We start from the raw sequence: 19,235 nt of genomic DNA on the forward strand, positions 1-19,235 counted from the left end.
ATGAGGCGCAGTCAGTACTCCGGACGATGCCTTCCCGTGACCTCCACAGGGTTTGGCCGGTAAACGACGGGCCCCGCCCGCCGGAATCCGGCGAACGGGGCTCTCAAACCGCCGGTAGGGCTGGTCAGCGCGCCGCGCGGTTGACGGCGGAGACGACGGCCTTCAGGGAGGCGCGCGTGGTGTTCGCGTCGATTCCGATGCCCCACATGACCTTGCCGTCGATGGCGACCTCGATGTACGAGGCGGCCTGCGCGGAGGCGCCCTCGCTCATCGTGTGCTCCTGGTAGTCCAGCAGCCGGGCGTCGACGCCGATGCCCTGCAGCGCGTCGAAGAACGCGGAGATCGGGCCGTTGCCGGTGCCGACCAGGGTGGTCTCCACACCGTCGACCTCGGCCTCCACGGTCAGCGTGTCCACGCCGTCCTTGTCGGTGGTCGACTGGTTGTTGCGGACCTGGATGCGGCCCCAGGGGTTGTCGGGGTTCGGCAGGTACTCGTCCTGGAAGACCGCCCAGATGTCGGCGCCGGTGACCTCGCCGCCCTCGGCGTCCGTCTTCGCCTGGATGATCTTCGAGAACTCGATCTGCATCCGGCGCGGCAGGTCCAGCTTGTGGTCGTTCTTCAGGACGTACGCGATGCCGCCCTTGCCGGACTGCGAGTTGACGCGGATGACCGCCTCGTACGACCGCCCGACGTCCTTCGGGTCGATCGGCAGATACGGCACCGCCCACTCGATGTCGTCGACGGTGACGCCCTTGGCGGCCGCGTCGGCCTCCATCGCGTCGAAGCCCTTCTTGATGGCGTCCTGGTGGGAGCCGGAGAAGGACGTGTAGACCAGGTCGCCCACGTACGGGTGGCGCGGGTGGACCTCCATCTGGTTGCAGTACTCCCAGACGCGGCGGATCTCGTCGATGTCGGAGAAGTCGATCTGCGGGTCGACGCCCTGGGAGAACAGGTTCATGCCCAGGGTGACCAGGTCGACGTTGCCGGTGCGCTCGCCCTGCCCGAACAGGCAGCCCTCGACGCGGTCGGCGCCGGCCATCAGCGCCAGCTCGGCGGCGGCGACGGCCGTACCGCGGTCGTTGTGGGGGTGGATCGACAGGCAGACGTGCTCGCGGCGGGACAGGTTGCGGCCCATCCACTCGAAGCGGTCGGCGTGCGTGGACGGCGTCGAACGCTCCACGGTGGCGGGCAGGTTGAGGATGATCTCGCGGCCCGGGCCGGGCTGCCAGACGTCCATGACCGCCTCGCAGACCTCCAGCGCGAAGTCCAGCTCGGTGTCGGTGAAGATCTCCGGGCTGTACTGGTAGCCGAACTCGGTCTCCGGGCCCAGCAGCTTCTCGGCGTACTCCATCACCAGGCGCGTGCCGTCGACGGCGATCTGCTTGATGTCGTCCTTGGAGCCGCGGAAGACGACGCGGCGGAAGACCGGGGCGGTGGCGTTGTACAGGTGCACGGTGGCCCGCTTGGCGCCCTTCAGGGACTCGACGGTCCGCTCGATCAGGTCCTCACGGGCCTGGGTCAGTACGGAGATCGTGACGTCGTCGGGGATGGCGCCCGGCTCCTCGATGATCGACCGTACGAAGTCGAAGTCGGTCTGCCCCGACGCCGGGAAGCCGACCTCGATCTCCTTGTAGCCCATCTTGACCAGCTGGTCGAACATCCGGCGCTTGCGCTCGGGCGACATCGGGTCGATCAGGGACTGGTTGCCGTCGCGCAGGTCGGTGGAGAGCCAGCGGGGGGCGACGGTGATCCGGTTGTCCGGCCAGGTGCGGTCGGGGATGTCGACCTGCTCGTACTGCCCGTACTTGTGGATCGGCATGGACGTGGGCTGCTGGCGGTTCGCCATGGTGCGTGGGCTCCTCGATGGTCCGAAAGGACGGCCGACAACGCAACGCCAGAGCACCGCGGGGAGGGGGTCGGCCTCGACTACAGGCCCTCGCCGCGGCAGCTAAGGAGAAGCAGCCCGAAACGCATGATGCGGAGCAGCGTAGCCGAGTCTTCTCTGTCGCGCGGGGTCGTATCAGTATGCGGGACCAGCACCCCAACCAGGACAAAAGGTGCGCAAGACCACACCGGCCCGCCCGAAGGGCGCGGGCGACTGTGCGGCCAGCCCCCACCCACCCGCAGCCCGAACGCGACGGTCAGTAACACGGCGATGACGATTCGCAACCCATACGGCGACATTTCACCAATCAAGGTTGCGCCTGGTGACACGCCCCTAACGGAGTGCAATCGTGCGAACCATGACGACAAACGGGGGCCAAGAGCCCGTCTTCTGCACAGTCGTACCGCCCCACGTCCTCGACAAGCTCGCCCAGGCCGAGGACTCCGCGCTCTCCGGCGCCGCCCGCCGCACCCTGGAGCGCGACGCACTCGAACGCACCCGCCGCCGGCTGACCACCGTCATCGGCGCCCCGGCGATCACCGCACCCGTCGGCGCCGAGCCCGGCACACCCCACCGCACCGTCTACGACGCCCGGCACGGCACGGACCTGCCCGGCCAGCAGGTGCGCGGGGAGGGCGAGGAGCCCGGCGGGGACGCCACGGTCAACCGCGCCTACGCGGGCCTGGGCGCCACGTTCGAGCTGCTGCTCAAGGCGTACGGGCACGACTCGATCGACGGCAACGGGCTGCCGCTGGACGCGACCGTCCACTACGACCGTGACTACAACAACGCCTTCTGGAACGGCGAGCAGATGGTGTTCGGCGACGGCGACGGCGAGATCTTCCTCGACTTCACCCTCCCGGTCGACGTCATCGGCCACGAGCTGAGCCACGGCCTCACCCAGTACTCGGCGAACCTCACGTACTTCGGCCAGCCGGGCGCCCTCAACGAGTCCATGTCGGACGTCTTCGGCGCCCTGATCAAGCAGTACACGCTCGGTCAGACCGCCGCCGAGGCGGACTGGCTGATCGGGGCGGGTCTGCTCGCGCCGCGCGTCACGGGCGTCGCCCTGCGCTCGATGAAGGCCCCGGGCACCGCGTACGACGACGACGTCCTCGGCAAGGACCCGCAGCCGGCGACGATGGACGGCTACGTCCGCACGGGCCGCGACAACGGCGGCGTGCACATCAACTCCGGTATCCCCAACCACGCGTTCTACCTGGTGGCCACCGCGCTCGGCGGCTACGCCTGGGAGCGGGCCGGGCAGATCTGGTACGACGTCCTGACCGGCGGCGAACTCAAGCAGCAGGCGCTGTTCGTGGACTTCGCGACGCTCACGGTGAAGGCCACCAGGGAGCGGTACGGGCAGGGCGACGAACTGACGGCCGTGCTCAAGGCGTGGGAGCAGGTAGGCGTGCGCACGCTGTAGTTCCGTACTAGACATGACCCATGCGGATCGAGGTGCGGCGCACGGGTGGTTTCGCGGGCATCGAGCGGCACGCGGTGGTGGACACCGCGGGGCGGCCCGATGCCCTGGAATGGCGGGCTCTGGCCGAGCGGGTGCTGGCCGCCGGTCGGGGCACGGCACCGCTGGGGGTGCCGGACGGATTCTCGTACGAGATCACCGTTGATGGGAGGACCGTGTACTGCGCGGATCCCGGGCTGACGGAGGAGCAGCGGGAGCTGATCAGAAGGGTGCTCAAGGAAGGGGCATGAGTCCCGCGCCGCTTCGATACCCGGCGGTAACAGGGCATTCCCTCCGGGCCGTTGACTTCCGTTACCCGTGGTACGGATGATCCGCGCATGGCGACGAACCCGATACCCCAGTTCCCGGCCGGCTTCCTGTGGGGCGTCTCGACCTCCGCGCACCAGATCGAGGGCGCGGCGGACCGGCGCGAGCCCTCCGTGTGGGACGCGTTCACGGCCGAGGAGGGCCGCGTCAAGGACGGCTCGAACGCGGCGGTGGCGTGCGACCACTTCCACCGCTACCCGCAGGACGTGGCCCTCCTGCGCGAGCTGGGCGTGGACGCGTACCGCTTCTCGGTGTCCTGGCCCCGGGTGAACGCCCCCGGCGGACTCGACTTCTACGACCGGCTGGTGGACGAGCTGGCGGGGGCGGGCGTACGGCCGGTGCCGACCCTGTTCCACTGGGATCTGCCGCTGTCGCTGCAGGCGGCCGGCGGCTGGCTGAACCGGGACACCGCCGAGCGGTTCGCCGAGTACGTCGCCGTCGTCGCCGACCGCCTCGGTGACCGGGCCACCAAGTGGATCACCCTCAACGAGCCGGCCGAGCACACCCTGCTGGGTCACGCGCTCGGCACGCACGCGCCGGGCGGGCAGTTGATGTTCGACGCCCTCCCGGCCGCCCACCACCAGTTGCTGGGCCACGGTCTGGCGGTACGGGCGCTGCGCGCGGCCGGGGCCTCGGACATCGGCATCGCCAACTCGCACGGGCCGACGTGGGCCGCGTCCACGGAGCAGCCGGACGTGGAGGCGGCGGCCTTCTACGACCTGCTGCTGAACCGGCTGTTCGCGGAGCCGGTGCTGCTGGGCGCGTACCCGGACGGGATCGGGGAGCTGATGCCGGGCGACGACGTGTCGGCGGACCTGAAGGTGATCTCCGAGCCGATCGACTGGTACGGGATCAACTACTACGCGCCGACCCGGGTGGGCGCCCCCGAGGGCACGGAGATCGAGTTCGGGGGGGTGACGATCCCCGCCGAACTGCCCTTCACGGTCAAGGAGATCGAGGGCGCGCCGACGACGGACTTCGGCTGGCCGGTGGTGCCCGAGGGCCTGACGGAACTCCTCACCGGTTTCCGTGAGCGCTACGGCGACCGGCTGCCACCCGTGGTCATCACCGAGAACGGCTGCTCGTACGAGGGCGTCGACGACCAGGAGCGCATCGCCTACCTCGACGGCCACGTCCGGGCACTGCACCGGGCCGTGGAGGCGGGCGTCGACGTCCGCGGGTACTTCGTGTGGTCGCTGCTCGACAACTTCGAGTGGGCGGAGGGCTACGCCCGCCGGTTCGGGCTCGTGCACGTCGACTACGCGACGCTGGAGCGGACGCCGAAGGCGTCGTACGGGTGGTACGCGGACCTGCTCAGAGCGCAGCGCCGCGGATGACGGCGACACAGCCGGTCGACGCCCTCGCCGAGCCCGTCGAACGGGTCGGCGGGGGATGGACGGCCACACTGGCGCTGGCCAACGCGGCCATCTGGGTGGGCTGGTACGGCCCGCTGCAGATCCTGCTGGCCTCGCAGGCGGAGGACTTCGCGCCGGGTGCCGGGATGTCGAAGGAGACGATGCTGGCCTGGGTGACGGGCGCCGGCGCGGTCGTCTCCCTGGTCGCCACACCGCTGTTCGGCGCGCTGTCGGACCGGACGACGTCCCGCTGGGGGCGCCGTACGCCGTGGATCGTGGCGGGCTCGGCGGGCGGCGCGGTGGCGTTGCCGCTCCTCGCGGGCGCGGGCGGGCTGTGGACGATGGCGGCCGGGTGGTGTCTGGTCCAGCTGACCCTCAACGCGTCCTGGGCGGCCGTCACCGCGGCGGTGCCGGACCGGGTGCCGCGGCTGCAACGGGGCGCCGTGGGCGGCTGGTTGGGTGCCGCGCAGATCCTGGGAGTGGTCGGCGGGACGGGGCTGGCGACGCTGGGCGGGGGTGTGGGCGCGGGGTACGCGGCGTGCGCGGTGTTCACGCTGGCGGGTGTGTTGCCGTACGTCCTGCGCCACCGCGATCCACGACTGCCGTTGGCGGACCGGCCGGTGTGGTCGTGGCGGGGCTTCCTGGCCGGTTTCTGGCTGAGTCCGCGCCGGTACCCGGACTTCGCCTGGGCGTGGCTGACCCGGTTCCTGGTGAACCTGAGCAACAGCCTCGGCCTGCTCTATCTGCTCTTCTACCTGCGGGACCGCGTCCGGTTCCACGACCCCGAGCTGGGGGTGCTGATCCTGACGGCCGTGAACGCGGCGATGCTGCTGGCGACGGTGGTGGTGGCCGGGGTGTGGTCGGACCGCGTGGGGCGCCGCAAGCCGTTCGTGTACGGGTCGGGGCTGCTGATGGCGGCCGCGACGGGGCTGATCGCGCTCTGGCCGACCTGGCCCGGCGCGCTCGTCGCCTCGGCGCTCCTCGGGCTCGGCTTCGGCGTCTTCACCTCCGTGGACTTCGCCCTGATGACGGACGTGCTGCCGAGGGCCCGCGACCGGGGCAAGGACCTCGGCGTCATCAACATCGCCAACTCCCTTCCCCAAGTGGCCGCGCCGGTGATCGCCGCGCCGGTCGTGACGTACCTCGGCGGCTACCGGACGCTGTACCTCGTGGCCGCGGTGATCGGGCTGGCGGGAGCGGTGTTCGTGCGGCGGATCCGGGGAGTGGAGTAGATCACTCGGCACACAGAAGGCGCACAGGGAACTGATTCCCCGGTTCGGCCCTCTTCTGTGACGACCACCCCCGTCACTGAAGGGACGCCCTGTGCCCACGCGTTCACCGAGATCCGCCCTCACCCGCCCCGCACGGCGGGCGATAGCCGTCCTCGCCGTCTCCGGCACCCTGCTCGCCATGCCGTCGCTCGCGGCGCCCGTCGCCTTCGCGGACGGGGCGCCGCCGACCGATCTGCGGGTGGACGCGAACCGGGACGGCCGGGTGGACCTCACCGGCACCACGGACACCGCCGGTGAGAACGGCTGGACCGTCGGCCGGGGCGCGCTGATGCTGCCCAACATCGACGACGACACCAAGCGCTGCCCCACCAAGGGCGCGGGCGGCAAGCCGCTGTCCGACACCAAGCTGGCCGCGTGCAACGACGCCTCCGACACCAAGGTGAACGGCACGGCCGACGCCGCCGACCTGGCGCGGGTCCGCTCCGTGCCGATGAAGACCCTGCCGACCGGCGCGCAGGGCACGGTGAAGGTGACCGCGGGCGCCGACAAGGCCCGCGTCTTCCTGAAGCGGGCCGACAAGTGGGTGCCGGTCACCTCCAAGACCCGGCTGACGCGTGCCGAGCTGCGGGCGGGCGTGGAGTTCGGCGTCGAGGCGCGGGACGTCATCCGGGACACCGCCAAGTGGGACGGCACCGCCCGCATCCGGCTGACCGTGAAGTCCTCCACCGGCACCACCTCCGACACGGTGACCCTGCGGGTGGCGCCGCTCCTGACCCACCACCACCTGCAGAACACGCAGCAGTTGATGGTCACCAAGATCCCCGGCAGCGAGGGCTACGCGAAGCGCAACCGGATCTTCCGCGAGGGTCTGGACAAGGAGGCGCGGGCCGCCGGCGTCACCAAGCCGACGATCAACTTCACCAAGTACCAGGACATCTGGGCCCAGGACTTCGTGGAGCCCGGCTACGTCAGCATGACCGGCGCGGACGGGCGGCAGCAGGTCATGCGGGTGCTGCTGCGCTCGGCGCAGATGGACCGCGAGGCGGGCCGGGAGCTGTTCGAGAAGCTGCGCGGCCCGAACGTCGGCGCCGTGCAGGTCACCGGCGCCCGCCCGTCGGAGGAGTGGACGCTCAACTCCATGGGCAACGTGGAGACCATCCCGCCCTACGCCCACGGCGACCGTTCCTTCCCGGCGGGCCGGATCATCATGGGGCACCGCCCCGACAGCGGCTCCAAGCCGGCCAAGGTGATGCGGACGTTCCTGAAGTCGCAGGGCCTGCAGGACCCGCTGTTCCTGGACACCTCCTGGCTGCACGTGGGCCACGTCGACGAGTTCGTGCAGTTCCTGCCCGCCGACACCCCGCGCGGCTGGAAGCTCGCCATCGCCGACCCCGAGGCGGGCCTGAAGCTGCTGCGGGACGCCAAGGCCGCAGGGCACGGCTCGAAGCGGATGTTCTCGCTGCCGGTCGGCCCGACCGAGACGATCAACGAGGCCCTCGCCTCCAAGACGCTGGTCTCCGACAACAACCTCGCCACGCGCCGCATCGAGGCCAACCTCGCGATCCTCAAGCGCGAGACGGGCGTCACGGACGCCGAGGTCGTGCGCGTCCCGGCGCTGTTCACCCAGGGCCGGGAGCAGCGGGGCGAGTCGGGTGACGAGAAGCTCCGCCTGCCCCGGCTGACCCGCCTCGGCGGCGGCGCCGAACTCCCCGACGTGGCCCGCGAACACGGCCAGCAGCGGAAGCTCGACCGGGCCGAGCCGGGCAGCGCCGCCCCCTCCTCGAACGGCGCCGTCGGCAGCCCCGCCGCCCCCGCCCCGTCGGTCATGACCAGCGCCTACGTCCCCGGCGCCGTCAACGGCATCGTCCTCAGCCGCACCCACTACCTGGCGCCGCGCCAGTGGGGCCCGGTCATCGGCGGCAAGGACATCTTCACCGAGGCGGTGACGGCCGCGTACACGGCCGCCGGGATGAAGGTGTCGTACATCGACGACTGGGAGACGTACCACCAGGGCATGGGCGAGATCCACTGCGGTACGAACACCCTGCGGGACGCGTCGGCCGCCTGGTGGACGCGCTAGCGGCCCCCGCGCACCCGGCCTGAACGTGCCGTCGCCCCCGGCTGCCGGGGGTGGCGGCACGTTCGCGTCCCGTCACCGCTGCGGTTCGTGCGGGAGGAGTCCGTCGAGGACATCCGGCGCGACGAGGAGAGCGCCGCCCGCCCGGCGGAGCTGTTCTACGGCAACGTCGGCGGGTTCGTCACGAACCGCTTCGTCCGCTTCGTCTCCCGCCCGGCCCCCGGCTCCGGGCGGGTGTGGTGCCCCGAGTGGCACCGCCACCCGGAGGCGCTGTCCCGGCTGGACGCGGTGTGGCGGGCCTGGCAGGCGCTGCGCTGGGACGCCGGACTCGGTCCGTCCAACTGGTGGGTGCACCACTTCGACCCGGCGGTGCGGGCCCTGCCCGACCCCGTGACCGGCCCCTTCGCCCTGGACTGACGGGCGGTGGGTCAGAAGCCGAGGCGGCGCAGCTGCTTGGGGTCCCGCTGCCAGTCCTTCGCCACCTTCACATGGAGGTCGAGGAAGACCGGCGTGCCCAGCAGCGCCTCGATCTGCTTGCGGGACTTGATGCCGACGTCCTTCAGGCGCTTGCCCTTGGGGCCGATGATGATGCCCTTCTGGCTGGGGCGCTCGATGTAGACGAAGGCGTGGATGTCGAGGAGGGGCTTGTCGGCGGGGCGGCCCTCGCGGGGCAGCATCTCCTCGACGACGACGGCGATGGAGTGGGGCAGTTCGTCGCGGACGCCCTCCAGCGCGGCCTCCCGGATCAGCTCGGCGATCATGACCTGCTCGGGCTCGTCGGTGAGGTCGCCCTCCGGGTAGAGGGCGGGGCCCTCCGGGAGGAGGGGGACGATCAGGTCGGCCAGCAGGTCCACCTGCTTGTCGCCGACCGCCGACACCGGGACGATCTCGGCCCACTCGAAGCCCAGCTCCTTGCCGAGCTGGTCGATCGCGATGAGCTGCTCGGCGAGCCGCTGGCCGTCCACGAGGTCGGTCTTGGTGACGATCGCGATCTTCGGCGTCTTCCTGATGGACGCCAGTTCCTTGGCGATGAACCGGTCACCGGGGCCGAGCTTCTCGTTCGCCGGGAGGCAGAAGCCGATCACGTCGACCTCGGCCCACGTCGTGCGGACGACGTCGTTGAGGCGCTCCCCCAGCAGGGTGCGCGGCTTGTGGAGGCCGGGGGTGTCCACGAGGATCAGCTGGGCGTCCGGCCGGTGCACGATGCCGCGGACCGTGTGCCGCGTCGTCTGCGGCTGGTTCGCCGTGATCGCCACCTTCTGGCCGACCAGAGCGTTCGTGAGGGTGGACTTGCCCGCGTTGGGGCGGCCCACGAAGCAGGCGAAACCGGCGCGGTGGGCGGCCTCGGCCGGCTGCTCGGATGACTGGGTACGAACGCTCATGGCGCCCATTCTCCCTGATCCCCGGAGCCCCGCCGCACAGACCGCGAGAACACCTCTTCCGCCGCGCCCCGCGCCGCCCCCGCCACACCGCCGACCGTGAGCTTTCCGAAACCCTCACGCAACGAAACGTCACGGAAACACAGCCGTACGCGTCCGGAAACGCACGCCGATCACCCTCTGACGAGCCCCCGCACCCGTACTCGCTGGAGAAAGGCCGTGACCACCGTGACCCTGGCCGCGCCCCTCGCCGCGCCCCTGGCCGCGAAAGGCATCGACACCGGCGACACCGCCTGGTTGCTCGCCGCCACCGCGCTCGTCCTGCTGATGACCCCGGGCCTGGCCCTCTTCTACGGCGGCATGGTCAGGACGAAGAGCGTCCTCAACATGCTGATGATGAGCTTCGTGTCGATCGCGCTGGTCACCGTGGTGTGGCTGGCGGCCGGATACTCGCTCGCCTTCGGTGACGACGCGTTCGGCGGTCTCGTCGGCGACCTCGACCACCTCGGGATGGGCGGCCTCGGCCCGGAGAGCGTCCAGGGCACCGTGCCGACCCTGCTGTTCGCCACCTTCCAGCTGACCTTCGCGATCATCACGGCCGCCCTGATCAGCGGCGCGATCGCGGACCGGGCGAAGTTCGGGGCCTGGCTGGTCTTCGTGCCGGTGTGGGCGCTGCTCGTATACGTTCCGGTCACCCACTGGGTGTGGGGTCCGGGCGGCTGGATCGTGAGCGACCTGGGCGCCCTGGACTTCGCGGGCGGTCTGCCGGTGGAGGTCACCTCCGGCGCCTCGGGCCTCGCGCTGTGCCTGGTCCTCGGCCCCCGCCTGGGCTTCAAGAAGGACGCGATGCGCCCGCACAACCTGCCCATGGTCATGCTGGGCGCGGGTCTGCTCTGGTTCGGCTGGTTCGGCTTCAACGCCGGGTCCGCCCTCGGCGCCAACGGCCTCGCCGCCGCCGCGTTCCTCAACACCCTCGCCGCCGGCTGCACGGGTCTGCTGGGCTGGCTGTTCGTGGAGCAGCGGCGCGACGGCCACCCGACGACGCTGGGCGCGGCCTCCGGCGCCGTCGCGGGTCTCGTCGCGATCACCCCGTCCTGCGGCTCGGTGTCGCTGCTCGGCGCGCTGGTCATCGGCCTCGCCGCCGGTGTGGTCTGCAGTTACGCGGTGAGCTGGAAGTTCAAGCTGAACTACGACGACTCACTCGACGTCGTCGGCGTCCACCTGGTCGGCGGGATCATCGGCACGGTCCTCATCGGCGTCTTCGCCGTCGAGTCGATGACCGGCGGCCCGGAGGGCCTCCTCCACGGCGGCGGGTTCGGCCAGTTGGGCAAGCAGGTGGTGGCCGTGGCCGCCGTCGGGGCGTACGCGTTCCTCGTGACGTACGGCATCGGCAAGCTGATCGACAGGCTGCTGGGCTTCCGCGCGGACGAGGAGCACGAGCACACCGGCCTCGACCTTACGGTCCACGCCGAGACGGCATACGATCACGGCGTCCTGGGGCACGGCGCCCCGGTCGGCGCGTCCGTTCCGTCCTCCACTTCCTCCACGCAGAAGGCCAAGGCTTAAGGCATGAAGCTCATCACCGCGATCGTCAAGCCGTACCGCCTCGACGAGGTCAAGACCGCCCTCCAGGAGATGGGTGTGCACGGTCTGACCGTCAGCGAGGCCAGCGGATACGGACGCCAGCGCGGCCACACGGAGGTCTACCGCGGCGCCGAGTACCAGGTCGACCTGGTCCCCAAGGTGCGGATCGAGGTCGTCGTCGACGACGCGGACTCCGAGGCCGTGATCGAGGCGATCGTGAAGGCCGCGCAGACCGGCAAGATCGGCGACGGCAAGGTGTGGGCGCTGCCGGTGGAGACGGTCGTACGGGTGCGGACGGGCGAGCGGGGCCCCGACGCGCTCTGAGACGAACGGAACCGTCGTGAGGGGTGGTGCGGCCCGCGGGGCGCACCACCCCTCACGCATGGTCGGGCGCTCGGCTCAGTCGAAGACGAACGGTCCCGGCGACTGCGGTCCGCTCGCCGTGCAGTCCACGGGGAAGCCGAAGACGACCATCCGCAGGGAGCCGCCGTACGCCTCCAGGGTGTCGCCGGGGGCGACGGTGCCGGTGAGCGGGCCGACGACCATGCCGTCGCCGGCGGCCAGCGCCGGGTTCTCGGTGCCGGTGAAGGACGTCGTGCCGCCGCCCGCCTTCACGAAGGTGAGCGTGGACTGGATGGAGTCCTCGGCGAAGGCGATCGGCGCGGTGATCTCCTCGGAGGAGAGGGTGACGGTGGCGGAGGTGCCGTCCTGGGTGGCCGTGAGCGTGGCCGCGCCGGAGCCGCCGATCGCGCAGGTGGCGTTGATCGTCGCGGACTGCGGGGTGACCGCCGCGGCACTGGGGGCGAGAGCGAGGCCGGTGACGGCGAGCGTGCCCGCGGCGAACGCCGCGCCGACGCCGAGTCGTATGCGTCTCATCGAGCGAATTCCCTTCCCTTGCACGGGAGTCGCCCGGGGCTCTGGGGACAGCCCCGTGCGGCCCGTTACGGGCATTGCCATGTGGGGGCGGAACAACGCGCGGCCGCGCGGCGGAATCTGACGGTCCGCCAGGTGAACGGGTCCATTGAGACGCGCGCGGGCCGAGATTGCAAGAGATGCCCTGGTGGTCGCGTCGAGGGCCGGCGAAAGTGGCCGAAGCCGTTCGCCGGCACCGTCGGCCGACTCGCCGGCACCGTCATGGCGGCGCGACGATCTGTCCCGCGCCGCACGATTCGCCGGTAGTGCGGCACGGGCGCCCACTCGTCCGCGCACGGTTTTCCTGCGACCCAGAGAGCGGTTACCGGCCGTAACACTCTGCGGCGGGCGTCCGCCGGCCCCCGTCGGCCCGAAGATCACTACGCTGTACCGGTGCTCACCTACGAGGAGTTGACGGGGCCGGAACGTGAGCTGTGGGACGCGTTTCCGGAAGGGCGGCGGGTCGATCTGCGGACGGGGGTGCCGGAGGAGGACCACGTGTCCGGGGGCGCGGACTGGGGGCCCGAGCGCACGGTGCGGGCGACGGTGATCGTGGCGCTGCTGCTGGGCGCCAACGCCGCCCAGCGGCCGGGCGCGGTCGGCTCGCTCACGCTCGCCGGCGCGCGGATCTCCGGCCACGTCGACCTGGCCGGTGCCCGGATCGAGCATCCCCTCTGGCTGGAGGGGTGCTGGTTCGAGCAGGAGGTGAACCTCTACGGCGCCGAGACGCGAACGGTCGCCATCATGAGCAGCCGGGTGCCCAGGCTGGAGGCCGGGGCGAGCCGCATCGGGGGACGTCTCGACCTGCACAGCACCCAGGTGGAGGCGGCGCCGCCCTCTTCCCCCTTCCACCGTGCGAGCACCGCCCTGTCGCTCGTCAACGCCCATGTGGCCGGCGGCATCATGCTGAACAAGGCCCGGCTGATCGCCCCCGACGGATGGGCGATGGCCGCCGGTGGCCTGATCGTCGAGGGAGGTCTCTTCTGCCGGCGCGGCTTCGTCGCCGACGGCGAGATCCGGCTGCTGGGCGCCCAGTTGCCCGGCGGGCTGTTCCTGCAGGGGGCCCGCCTGGAACGACCCGGCCCGCACGGGGTGACCCTCGCCCTGGACAACGCCGTCGCCCAGACGGTCGACTGCTCCGACGGGTTCGTCTCCAACGGCACCGTCCGCCTGCGGGGCGCCCAGATCACCGACAACCTGACCTTCGAGGGCGCCGTCCTGAACGGAACACCCGACCGCGGCTCGGGCACCGGCCCGGCCCTGGTGGCCAGGCTCCTCCACGCCGCCGACTTCGACCTCGCCCTGGCCCGGCGTCCCACGGGCGCGGTGGATCTGCGGGGCGCCCAGGTGTCGTACCTCCACGAGAGCGCGCACAGCTGGCCGGAGGTCGTGGAGCTGGACGGCTTCGTCTACGGCTCGATCACGACCGCGGAGGCGGCCGGCGAGCGGCGGGAGGCGGCGAGCGGTCCGGCGGTCGTGGCCCGCCGCGTGGAGTGGATACGCCGCAGCCCGGGCTACAGCCCGCAGCCGTACGAGCAACTCGCGGCCTGGTACCGCAAGGTCGGGCACGACGACGACGCCCGCCGGGTGCTGCTGGCCAAGCAGCGCCACCGGCGGCGCACCCTCTCCCCGGCCGCCCGCGCCTGGGGCCACCTCCTCGACGTGACCGTCGGCTACGGCTACCGCCCCTGGCTGGCCGGTGTCTGGCTCCTCGCCCTGGTCCTGCTGGGGACGACCGCGTTCGACGCCGAGAGGCCCACCCCGGTGAAACCGGGCGAGGGCGCGCCCTTCCAGCCGCTGGTCTACACCCTCGACCTGCTGATCCCCATCGGCGGCCTGGGCCAGCGCACGGCCTGGTACTGGACGGACGGCACCCTCCAGTGGCTGGCCTACGCCCTGATCGCCCTCGGCTGGATCCTCACGACGGCCGTCATCGCGGGAGTGACCCGCACCCTGCAGAAGAACTAGGGCGACCCGCCCCAGCAGGCCCCACGGGCCGGCCCGCCGCGCCCTCGGCTCCCGCGGGCCGACCGCCGCGGCCTCAGCCCGCCGTCACCGTCGCCCGTACCGTGCCGTCCGGGCCCGCCAGGAGGACCGGGGTGGCCGGTCCGCCGAGGTCGCGCACGGCGGCGCGGTCCTCGTCGGAGACGGTCTCCGTGTCGCTCACCACGGCCGCCGCCTCCAGGGACTTGGCGCCGGACGCCACCGCCATGGCGACAGCCGTCCGGAGCGCACTCAGCTCCAGGGATTCCAGGGCCACGGTCCCGGCCACGTACGTCCGGCCCGTCTCGTCGCGTACGGCCGCGCCCTCGGGCACGCCGTTGCGGGCCCGCGCGGAACGGGCCAGGGTGACGATCTTGCGGTCCTCGGGGTCGAGCGCGCTGCTGTCGGTCATGAGCCGAGCATACGTAGGCGCGCACCGGCACCGGCGCTCACCCCGCCACCGGGTACAGGGCGCCGCGCCTGCCCTCCGGCGTGACCAGCCACTCCAGCTTGGCCGCGGTGTCCTCGTCCAGCGGGGTGTGGAGCACGATCGTCAGATCGGGGCGGGCCGGCATCCTCATCGCGCTGGACTCCAGAACGAGCAGCCCGACCACCGGATGGTCCAGCTCCTTGCGGATCTGCCCGGCGTCCTCGATGTCCCGCCGCTCCCACAGGGCCGCGAACTCGGGGCTCGCCGCCGTGACCCGGGCCAGCAGGTCCCGGAGCCCCTCGTCGTCGGGCGTCGCCCCGCACGCCGCCCGGAACTGGGCGACGACCGAGCGGGCGTTCGCCTGCCAACTCCGCGAGCGCGAGCGGTACATCGGGTCGGTGAAGTAGTCCAGGAGGCAGTTCTGGGTGACCCCGGGGCGCATCCCGAGGACGAGGGCGGCCGCGTCGTTGTGGAGGACGCTGTCGTAGTACCGGTCCATGATGTGCGCCGGGTACGGCATCCACGCGTCCAGCATCCGCCGCAGCCCGTCGCACATGTCGTTCCGCTCGGGCTCCGCCTCGGGGACGGGCGGGTTGAGTCCGGCGAGGAGGTACAGGTGCCGTCGTTCGGCGCCGCTGAGCCGCAGCACCCGGGCGACGGAGTCCAGGACCTGCGGGGAGACGGAGATGTCCCGCCCCTGCTCCAGCCACTGGTACCAGGAGGCGCCCACGCCCGCGAGGACGGCGACCTCCTCACGGCGCAGACCGGGCGTACGGCGCCGGGCCCCGCCGTCGGGCAGCCCGGCGTCGGCCGGGGTCACCCGGGCCCGCCTGCTCATCAGGAACTCCCGCAGTTCGGTGCGGCGGTGCGTCCTGCCCGCCGCGGTCCCCGCGACCACTGCCACGTGTCCGACTCCCCCGGTTCGACGGCATACCGGCGCCCACCGCGCCGCCGGCCGACGGGTGGTGGTGCCACCACCAGGACAACTGCCCGCTCCCCACGGCTATTCCGGCCACCGCACTGTCTTCCCATGGCAATCGACACCACGTCCCCGACCTCCTCCCCCGGCGGACGCACCACCCTGTCCCCACGCGACCGTCTCGTCCTGTTCGTCCTGTGCGCCGCCCAGTTCATGGTCGCGCTCGACTTCTCCGTCCTGAACGTGGCGCTGCCCGTGCTCGGCGCCGACCTCGGTATGGGCCCGTCGGCGCTCCAGTGGGCGGTGACGGCGTTCGCGCTGCCCTCCGGGGGCTTCCTGCTGCTCTTCGGCCGGGTCGGCGACCTGTACGGCCGCCGCCTGCTGTTCCTCGCCGGGCTGGCCCTGTTCGGCGCGGCCTCGGTGCTGGCGACGTTCGCCTGGGACCCGGCGTCGTTCCTGGCGGGCCGCGCGCTCCAGGGCCTCGGCGCGGCGGCGATCGTGCCGACGGGCATGTCGCTGCTGACGACGACGTTCCCGGAGGGGCCGGCCCGTGACCGCGCCCTCGGCATCTCGGGCACCCTGCTGTCGCTGGGCTTCACCTTCGGGATGGTGGCCGGCGGGGTGATGACCGATGTGCTCGGCTGGCGCTCCACGATGGGTCTGCTCGCCCTGTTCGCGCTGGTGGTGCTGCCCCTGGCCCCCGGTCTGCTGCCCGAGTCCCGCACCCCTGAGCGCCCCCGCCTGGACGTGCCCGGCGCGATCACGGTCACCGGTGGTCTGCTGGCCGTCATCTACGCCCTGTCCACGGCGGCGGAGCGCGGCTTCGGCGGCGCCGACGTGGTCGGCACGCTCGTCGTGGGCCTCGCCCTGCTGGTGGCCTTCGTCCGGATCGAGTCCCGCGCCGAGGTGCCGCTGGTGTCCCTGCCGATGCTGCGGCGCCGCACGGTGGCGTGGGGCAACCTGGGCGGGCTGGTCACCTTCTCGATGATGTCGACCGTGGTCTTCGTCCTGACGCTCTACCTCCAGGAGACCCTGGGGCTGTCGGCGTTCGAGACGGGCCTGGTCTTCGGCACCCAGGGCGTGCTGTCGGCGGTGGCCGGCACGTACGCCCCCCGGGTCATCGGCCGCTTCGGCGCCCGCCGCACCCTGGTCGTCTCCCTCGCCGGCCAGGGTGTGCTGACCGCCGCGCTGCTGGGTCTCGGCGAGGCCGGCTGGTCGGTGTGGCTCGCGGTGGCCGCCGTCTCCCTGGCGAGCATGTGCCACCTGGGCGCGATCATCTCCTACGGCCTGACCGTGACCTCCGGTGTCCCCGACCACGAGCAGGGCCTCGCCACCGGCCTGGTGACCTCCACCCAGCAGGTCGGCATCACCGTCGGCATCCCTCTGCTCGGTGTCCTCGCCACCACCTCGCACGATCTGCTCGCCGGGGTCCATCTGGTCCTCGCGCTGGACACGGCGATCGTCCTGGCGGCGGCGGTCCTGGTCGCGATGGGCCTGCGCGTGGGGCGCGGCGCGTCAGGGGCGGTCGAGACGCAGCCGCTCGGCTCGCGGTAGCCCGGCCACGACCAGGTCGTACGAGTCCTCGATGAGCTCCCGGACAAAGGCGTCCGGGAGGTCGCCGTCGACCGTCACGGTGTTCCAGTGGCGCTTGTTCATGTGGTAGCCGGGGGCGATCAGACCGGGGTGCTCGCCGCGCAGCCGGACCGCGTCCTCGGGGTCGCACTTGAGGTTGACCTTCAGGGGCCGCTGGTCGATCCAGCTGAGCGCGAACATCTTGCCGAGGACCTTGAAGACGGAGATCTCCGGCCGGAACGGGAAGTCCTCGACGGCCTCCTCGAAGGACAGGCAGAAGGCGCGCAGGTCGTCGGGGCTCACTCCGCCTTCACCTCCTCCTCCGACGGCTCGGCCGGACCGATCGGCTCCACCAGCACCGTGACGATCTTGTTCCGGCGGCCGGCCGCGGCCTCCGCCGTGAGCCGCAGCTCCCGCCCGTCGGGCAGCTCCACGACCGACGAGGCGCCGGCGATGGGCACCCGGCCCAGCGCCTTGGCGAGGAGACCGCCCACCGTCTCCACGTCCTCGTCGTCGTAGGCGTCGAGGCCGTACAGCTCGCCGAGGTCGGTGATGTCGAGGCGGGCGGTGACCCGGTGGCGGTCGTCGCCGAGCTCCTCCACCGGCGGCAGCTCCCGGTCGTACTCGTCGGTGATCTCGCCGACGATCTCCTCCAGGATGTCCTCGATGGTGACGATCCCGGCGGTGCCGCCGTACTCGTCGATGACGACGGCGACGTGGTTGCGCTCCTGCTGCATCTCGCGGAGCAGGTCGCCGGCGTTCTTGGTGTCGGGGACGAAGACGGCGGGACGCATGGCCGTGGAGACCAGTTCGTTCTCGGCGTCGCGGTTGATGTGCGTCCTGCGGGCCATGTCCTTGAGGTAGACCACGCCGACGATGTCGTCCTCGCTCTCCCCGGTGACGGGGATGCGGGAGAAACCGGACCGCAGGGCGAGGGTGAGGGCCTGGCGGATGGTCTTGTACCGCTCGATGACGACCAGGTCGGTGCGCGGGACCATCACCTCGCGCACGAGGGTGTCACCGAGTTCGAACACCGAGTGCACCATGCGGCGCTCCTCGGCCTCGATCAGCGACTCCTGCTCGGCCAGGTCGACCAGGGCGCGCAGCTCCGCCTCGGAGGCGAACGGGCCACGGCGGAAGCCCTTGCCGGGGGTGAGGGCGTTGCCGATGAGGATCAGCAGGGCCGGGACGGGGCCCATGATCCGGGCCAGCGGCAGCAGCACGTACGCCGCGGCCGTGGCCGTGTTCAGGGGGTGCTGTCGGCCGATGGTGCGCGGGGAGACACCGACGGCGACATAGGAGACGAGGACCATGACGCCGATGGCGACGGCCAGCGCCTCCCAGGTCGCGTCGAACTCCTTCAGGCACGCGTACGTGACGAGGGCCGCGGCGGCCATCTCGCAGGCCACCCGCACCAGGAGCGCGACGTTCAGATAGCGGGTCGGGTCGGCCGTGACCTGGGCGAGCTTGGCGCTGCCGCGCCGCCCGGACCGTACGGCCTCCTCGGCGCGGAAGCTGGAGACCCGCGCGAGGCCCGCCTCCGCGCAGGCGGCGAGCCAGGCGACGACGACCAGGGCGACGGCACCGCTGACGAGGGACGCGCTCATGACACGGTCGGGGCCGGGGACGGGCCGGTGAGGCCCTTCTCCGCGCGCCAGCCGTCCACGATGGCCGCCTGGAGGCCGAACATCTCGGCCTTCTCGTCGGGCTCCTCGTGGTCGTAACCGAGGAGGTGCAGCACTCCGTGGACGGTCAGGAGCTGGAGCTCCTCGTCCATGGAGTGCTGCGTGGCCGCTTCCCTGCCCTGCTTCTCGGCGACCTCGGGGCACAGCACGATGTCCCCGAGGAGGCCCTGCGGCGGCTCGTCGTCGTCCTTGGACGGCGGACGCAGCTCGTCCATGGGAAAGGACATGACATCCGTCGGGCCGGGCAGGTCCATCCACTGGATGTGCAGCTGCTCCATGGCGTCGGCGTCCACGACGATCACCGACAGTTCGGAGAGCGGGTGGATGCGCATCCGCGCGAGTGCGTAGCGGGCGATGTCGAGGATCGCCTGCTCGTCGACCTCGGTTCCGGACTCGTTGTTGACGTCGATCGACATGGCGCTGTGCTTGT

Annotated in this window: 18 protein-coding genes; 10 read left to right on the top strand and 8 right to left on the bottom strand. The window is 71.7% G+C overall.

The features are described 5' to 3' along the window. Nucleotides 1–124 precede the first annotated feature (124 nt). Nucleotides 125–1,846, bottom strand: a complete 1,722-nt coding sequence (leuA, locus tag ACZ4Z2_RS00085) for a 2-isopropylmalate synthase (RefSeq protein WP_468070725.1) — start codon at nt 1,844–1,846, stop codon at nt 125–127. 397 nt (nt 1,847–2,243) lie between these two features. Here leuA and ACZ4Z2_RS00090 point away from each other — a divergent pair, with 397 nt between their 5' ends. The 6 genes from ACZ4Z2_RS00090 (at nt 2,244) to ACZ4Z2_RS00115 (ending at nt 8,758) form a co-directional block, all read left to right on the top strand. Further along, nucleotides 2,244–3,314: a M4 family metallopeptidase gene (locus tag ACZ4Z2_RS00090; RefSeq protein WP_468070727.1), complete on the top strand. Its 1,071-nt coding sequence runs from the start codon at nt 2,244–2,246 to the stop codon at nt 3,312–3,314. A 20-nt stretch (nt 3,315–3,334) separates the two neighbouring features. Then, a complete protein-coding gene (locus tag ACZ4Z2_RS00095; protein ID WP_468070729.1) occupies nt 3,335–3,601 on the top strand; it encodes a protealysin inhibitor emfourin in 267 nt (88 codons plus the stop codon). 87 nt (nt 3,602–3,688) lie between these two features. Next, on the top strand, nt 3,689–5,014 hold the full coding sequence (locus ACZ4Z2_RS00100; RefSeq protein WP_468070731.1) for a GH1 family beta-glucosidase: 1,326 nt from the start codon (nt 3,689–3,691) through the stop codon (nt 5,012–5,014). Further along, on the top strand, nt 5,011–6,264 hold the full coding sequence (locus ACZ4Z2_RS00105) for an MFS transporter (RefSeq protein WP_468070733.1): 1,254 nt from the start codon (nt 5,011–5,013) through the stop codon (nt 6,262–6,264). Before ACZ4Z2_RS00100 ends, ACZ4Z2_RS00105 begins: the two co-directional genes overlap by 4 nt. 178 nt (nt 6,265–6,442) lie before the next feature. Next, a complete protein-coding gene (locus ACZ4Z2_RS00110; RefSeq protein ID WP_468071630.1) occupies nt 6,443–8,344 on the top strand; it encodes a protein-arginine deiminase domain-containing protein in 1,902 nt (633 codons plus the stop codon). A gap of 87 nt (nt 8,345–8,431) precedes the next feature. After that, nucleotides 8,432–8,758 (top strand): DUF4913 domain-containing protein, encoded by a 327-nt coding sequence (locus ACZ4Z2_RS00115; protein WP_468070735.1) that lies wholly within the window; start codon nt 8,432–8,434, stop codon nt 8,756–8,758. A gap of 11 nt (nt 8,759–8,769) precedes the next feature. On the opposite strand, the gene era is transcribed toward ACZ4Z2_RS00115, so the two are convergent. Beyond that, nucleotides 8,770–9,732 (bottom strand): GTPase Era, encoded by a 963-nt coding sequence (gene era, locus ACZ4Z2_RS00120; protein ID WP_468070737.1) that lies wholly within the window; start codon nt 9,730–9,732, stop codon nt 8,770–8,772. 216 nt (nt 9,733–9,948) lie between these two features. On the opposite strand from era, the gene ACZ4Z2_RS00125 reads away from it, so the two are divergent. After that, complete coding sequence (locus ACZ4Z2_RS00125) at nt 9,949–11,286, top strand: ammonium transporter (RefSeq protein WP_468071632.1); 1,338 nt, start codon at nt 9,949–9,951, stop codon at nt 11,284–11,286. 3 nt (nt 11,287–11,289) lie between these two features. Next, on the top strand, nt 11,290–11,628 hold the full coding sequence (locus ACZ4Z2_RS00130) for a P-II family nitrogen regulator (RefSeq protein WP_468070739.1): 339 nt from the start codon (nt 11,290–11,292) through the stop codon (nt 11,626–11,628). Between the two features lie 75 nt (nt 11,629–11,703). Here the strand turns inward: ACZ4Z2_RS00130 and ACZ4Z2_RS00135 are convergent, their stop codons facing one another. Beyond that, complete coding sequence (locus ACZ4Z2_RS00135) at nt 11,704–12,180, bottom strand: hypothetical protein (RefSeq protein ID WP_468070741.1); 477 nt, start codon at nt 12,178–12,180, stop codon at nt 11,704–11,706. A gap of 429 nt (nt 12,181–12,609) precedes the next feature. Here ACZ4Z2_RS00135 and ACZ4Z2_RS00140 point away from each other — a divergent pair, with 429 nt between their 5' ends. Next, complete coding sequence (locus ACZ4Z2_RS00140; RefSeq protein WP_468070743.1) at nt 12,610–14,184, top strand: oxidoreductase; 1,575 nt, start codon at nt 12,610–12,612, stop codon at nt 14,182–14,184. 73 nt (nt 14,185–14,257) lie between these two features. On the opposite strand, the gene ACZ4Z2_RS00145 is transcribed toward ACZ4Z2_RS00140, so the two are convergent. Together ACZ4Z2_RS00145 and ACZ4Z2_RS00150 are read right to left on the bottom strand one after the other, a co-directional pair. Beyond that, nucleotides 14,258–14,611, bottom strand: coding sequence for a cytidine deaminase (locus ACZ4Z2_RS00145; protein WP_468070745.1), 354 nt, complete (start codon nt 14,609–14,611; stop codon nt 14,258–14,260). 37 nt (nt 14,612–14,648) lie between these two features. Then, complete coding sequence (locus ACZ4Z2_RS00150) at nt 14,649–15,467, bottom strand: helix-turn-helix transcriptional regulator (protein ID WP_468071634.1); 819 nt, start codon at nt 15,465–15,467, stop codon at nt 14,649–14,651. A 192-nt stretch (nt 15,468–15,659) separates the two neighbouring features. Between ACZ4Z2_RS00150 and ACZ4Z2_RS00155 the strand changes: the two genes are divergently transcribed. Then, on the top strand, nt 15,660–17,102 hold the full coding sequence (locus ACZ4Z2_RS00155) for an MFS transporter (RefSeq protein ID WP_468070747.1): 1,443 nt from the start codon (nt 15,660–15,662) through the stop codon (nt 17,100–17,102). Here ACZ4Z2_RS00155 and ACZ4Z2_RS00160 read toward each other — a convergent pair. From ACZ4Z2_RS00160 to ybeY, 3 genes are read right to left on the bottom strand one after another with little or no spacing between them, the layout of a single operon-like run. Next, complete coding sequence (locus ACZ4Z2_RS00160) at nt 17,064–17,423, bottom strand: MmcQ/YjbR family DNA-binding protein (protein ID WP_468070749.1); 360 nt, start codon at nt 17,421–17,423, stop codon at nt 17,064–17,066. The two genes, ACZ4Z2_RS00155 and ACZ4Z2_RS00160, sit on opposite strands and share 39 nt — an antisense overlap. Continuing rightward, the gene (locus ACZ4Z2_RS00165; protein WP_468070751.1) at nt 17,420–18,727 is read right to left on the bottom strand and encodes a hemolysin family protein; all 1,308 of its coding nucleotides are present in this window, start codon (nt 18,725–18,727) and stop codon (nt 17,420–17,422) included. The genes ACZ4Z2_RS00160 and ACZ4Z2_RS00165 overlap by 4 nt, the downstream gene beginning before the upstream one ends. Further along, nucleotides 18,724–19,221 carry an rRNA maturation RNase YbeY gene (gene ybeY, locus ACZ4Z2_RS00170; RefSeq protein WP_468070753.1) on the bottom strand — a complete coding sequence of 166 codons (498 nt, stop codon included), beginning with the start codon at nt 19,219–19,221 and terminating at the stop codon, nt 18,724–18,726. The genes ACZ4Z2_RS00165 and ybeY overlap by 4 nt, the downstream gene beginning before the upstream one ends. Nucleotides 19,222–19,235: the final 14 nt, after the last annotated feature.

The sequence above is a fragment of the Streptomyces sp. NPDC030183 genome (assembly GCF_055573455.1).

Bases quoted from the DNA above. Each gene is read 5' to 3' on its own strand.
- leuA (WP_468070725.1), bottom strand. From the start codon at position 1,846: ATGGCGAACCGCCAGCAGCCCACGTCCATGCCGATCCACAAGTACGGG.
- ACZ4Z2_RS00090 (WP_468070727.1), top strand. From the start codon at position 2,244: ATGACGACAAACGGGGGCCAAGAGCCCGTCTTCTGCACAGTCGTACCG.
- ACZ4Z2_RS00095 (WP_468070729.1), top strand. From the start codon at position 3,335: ATGCGGATCGAGGTGCGGCGCACGGGTGGTTTCGCGGGCATCGAGCGG.
- ACZ4Z2_RS00100 (WP_468070731.1), top strand. From the start codon at position 3,689: ATGGCGACGAACCCGATACCCCAGTTCCCGGCCGGCTTCCTGTGGGGC.
- ACZ4Z2_RS00105 (WP_468070733.1), top strand. From the start codon at position 5,011: ATGACGGCGACACAGCCGGTCGACGCCCTCGCCGAGCCCGTCGAACGG.
- ACZ4Z2_RS00110 (WP_468071630.1), top strand. From the start codon at position 6,443: ATGCCGTCGCTCGCGGCGCCCGTCGCCTTCGCGGACGGGGCGCCGCCG.
- era (WP_468070737.1), bottom strand. From the start codon at position 9,732: ATGGGCGCCATGAGCGTTCGTACCCAGTCATCCGAGCAGCCGGCCGAG.
- ACZ4Z2_RS00130 (WP_468070739.1), top strand. From the start codon at position 11,290: ATGAAGCTCATCACCGCGATCGTCAAGCCGTACCGCCTCGACGAGGTC.
- ACZ4Z2_RS00135 (WP_468070741.1), bottom strand. From the start codon at position 12,180: ATGAGACGCATACGACTCGGCGTCGGCGCGGCGTTCGCCGCGGGCACG.
- ACZ4Z2_RS00145 (WP_468070745.1), bottom strand. From the start codon at position 14,611: ATGACCGACAGCAGCGCGCTCGACCCCGAGGACCGCAAGATCGTCACC.
- ACZ4Z2_RS00150 (WP_468071634.1), bottom strand. From the start codon at position 15,467: ATGAGCAGGCGGGCCCGGGTGACCCCGGCCGACGCCGGGCTGCCCGAC.
- ACZ4Z2_RS00155 (WP_468070747.1), top strand. From the start codon at position 15,660: ATGGCAATCGACACCACGTCCCCGACCTCCTCCCCCGGCGGACGCACC.
- ACZ4Z2_RS00165 (WP_468070751.1), bottom strand. From the start codon at position 18,727: ATGAGCGCGTCCCTCGTCAGCGGTGCCGTCGCCCTGGTCGTCGTCGCC.
- ybeY (WP_468070753.1), bottom strand. From the start codon at position 19,221: ATGTCGATCGACGTCAACAACGAGTCCGGAACCGAGGTCGACGAGCAG.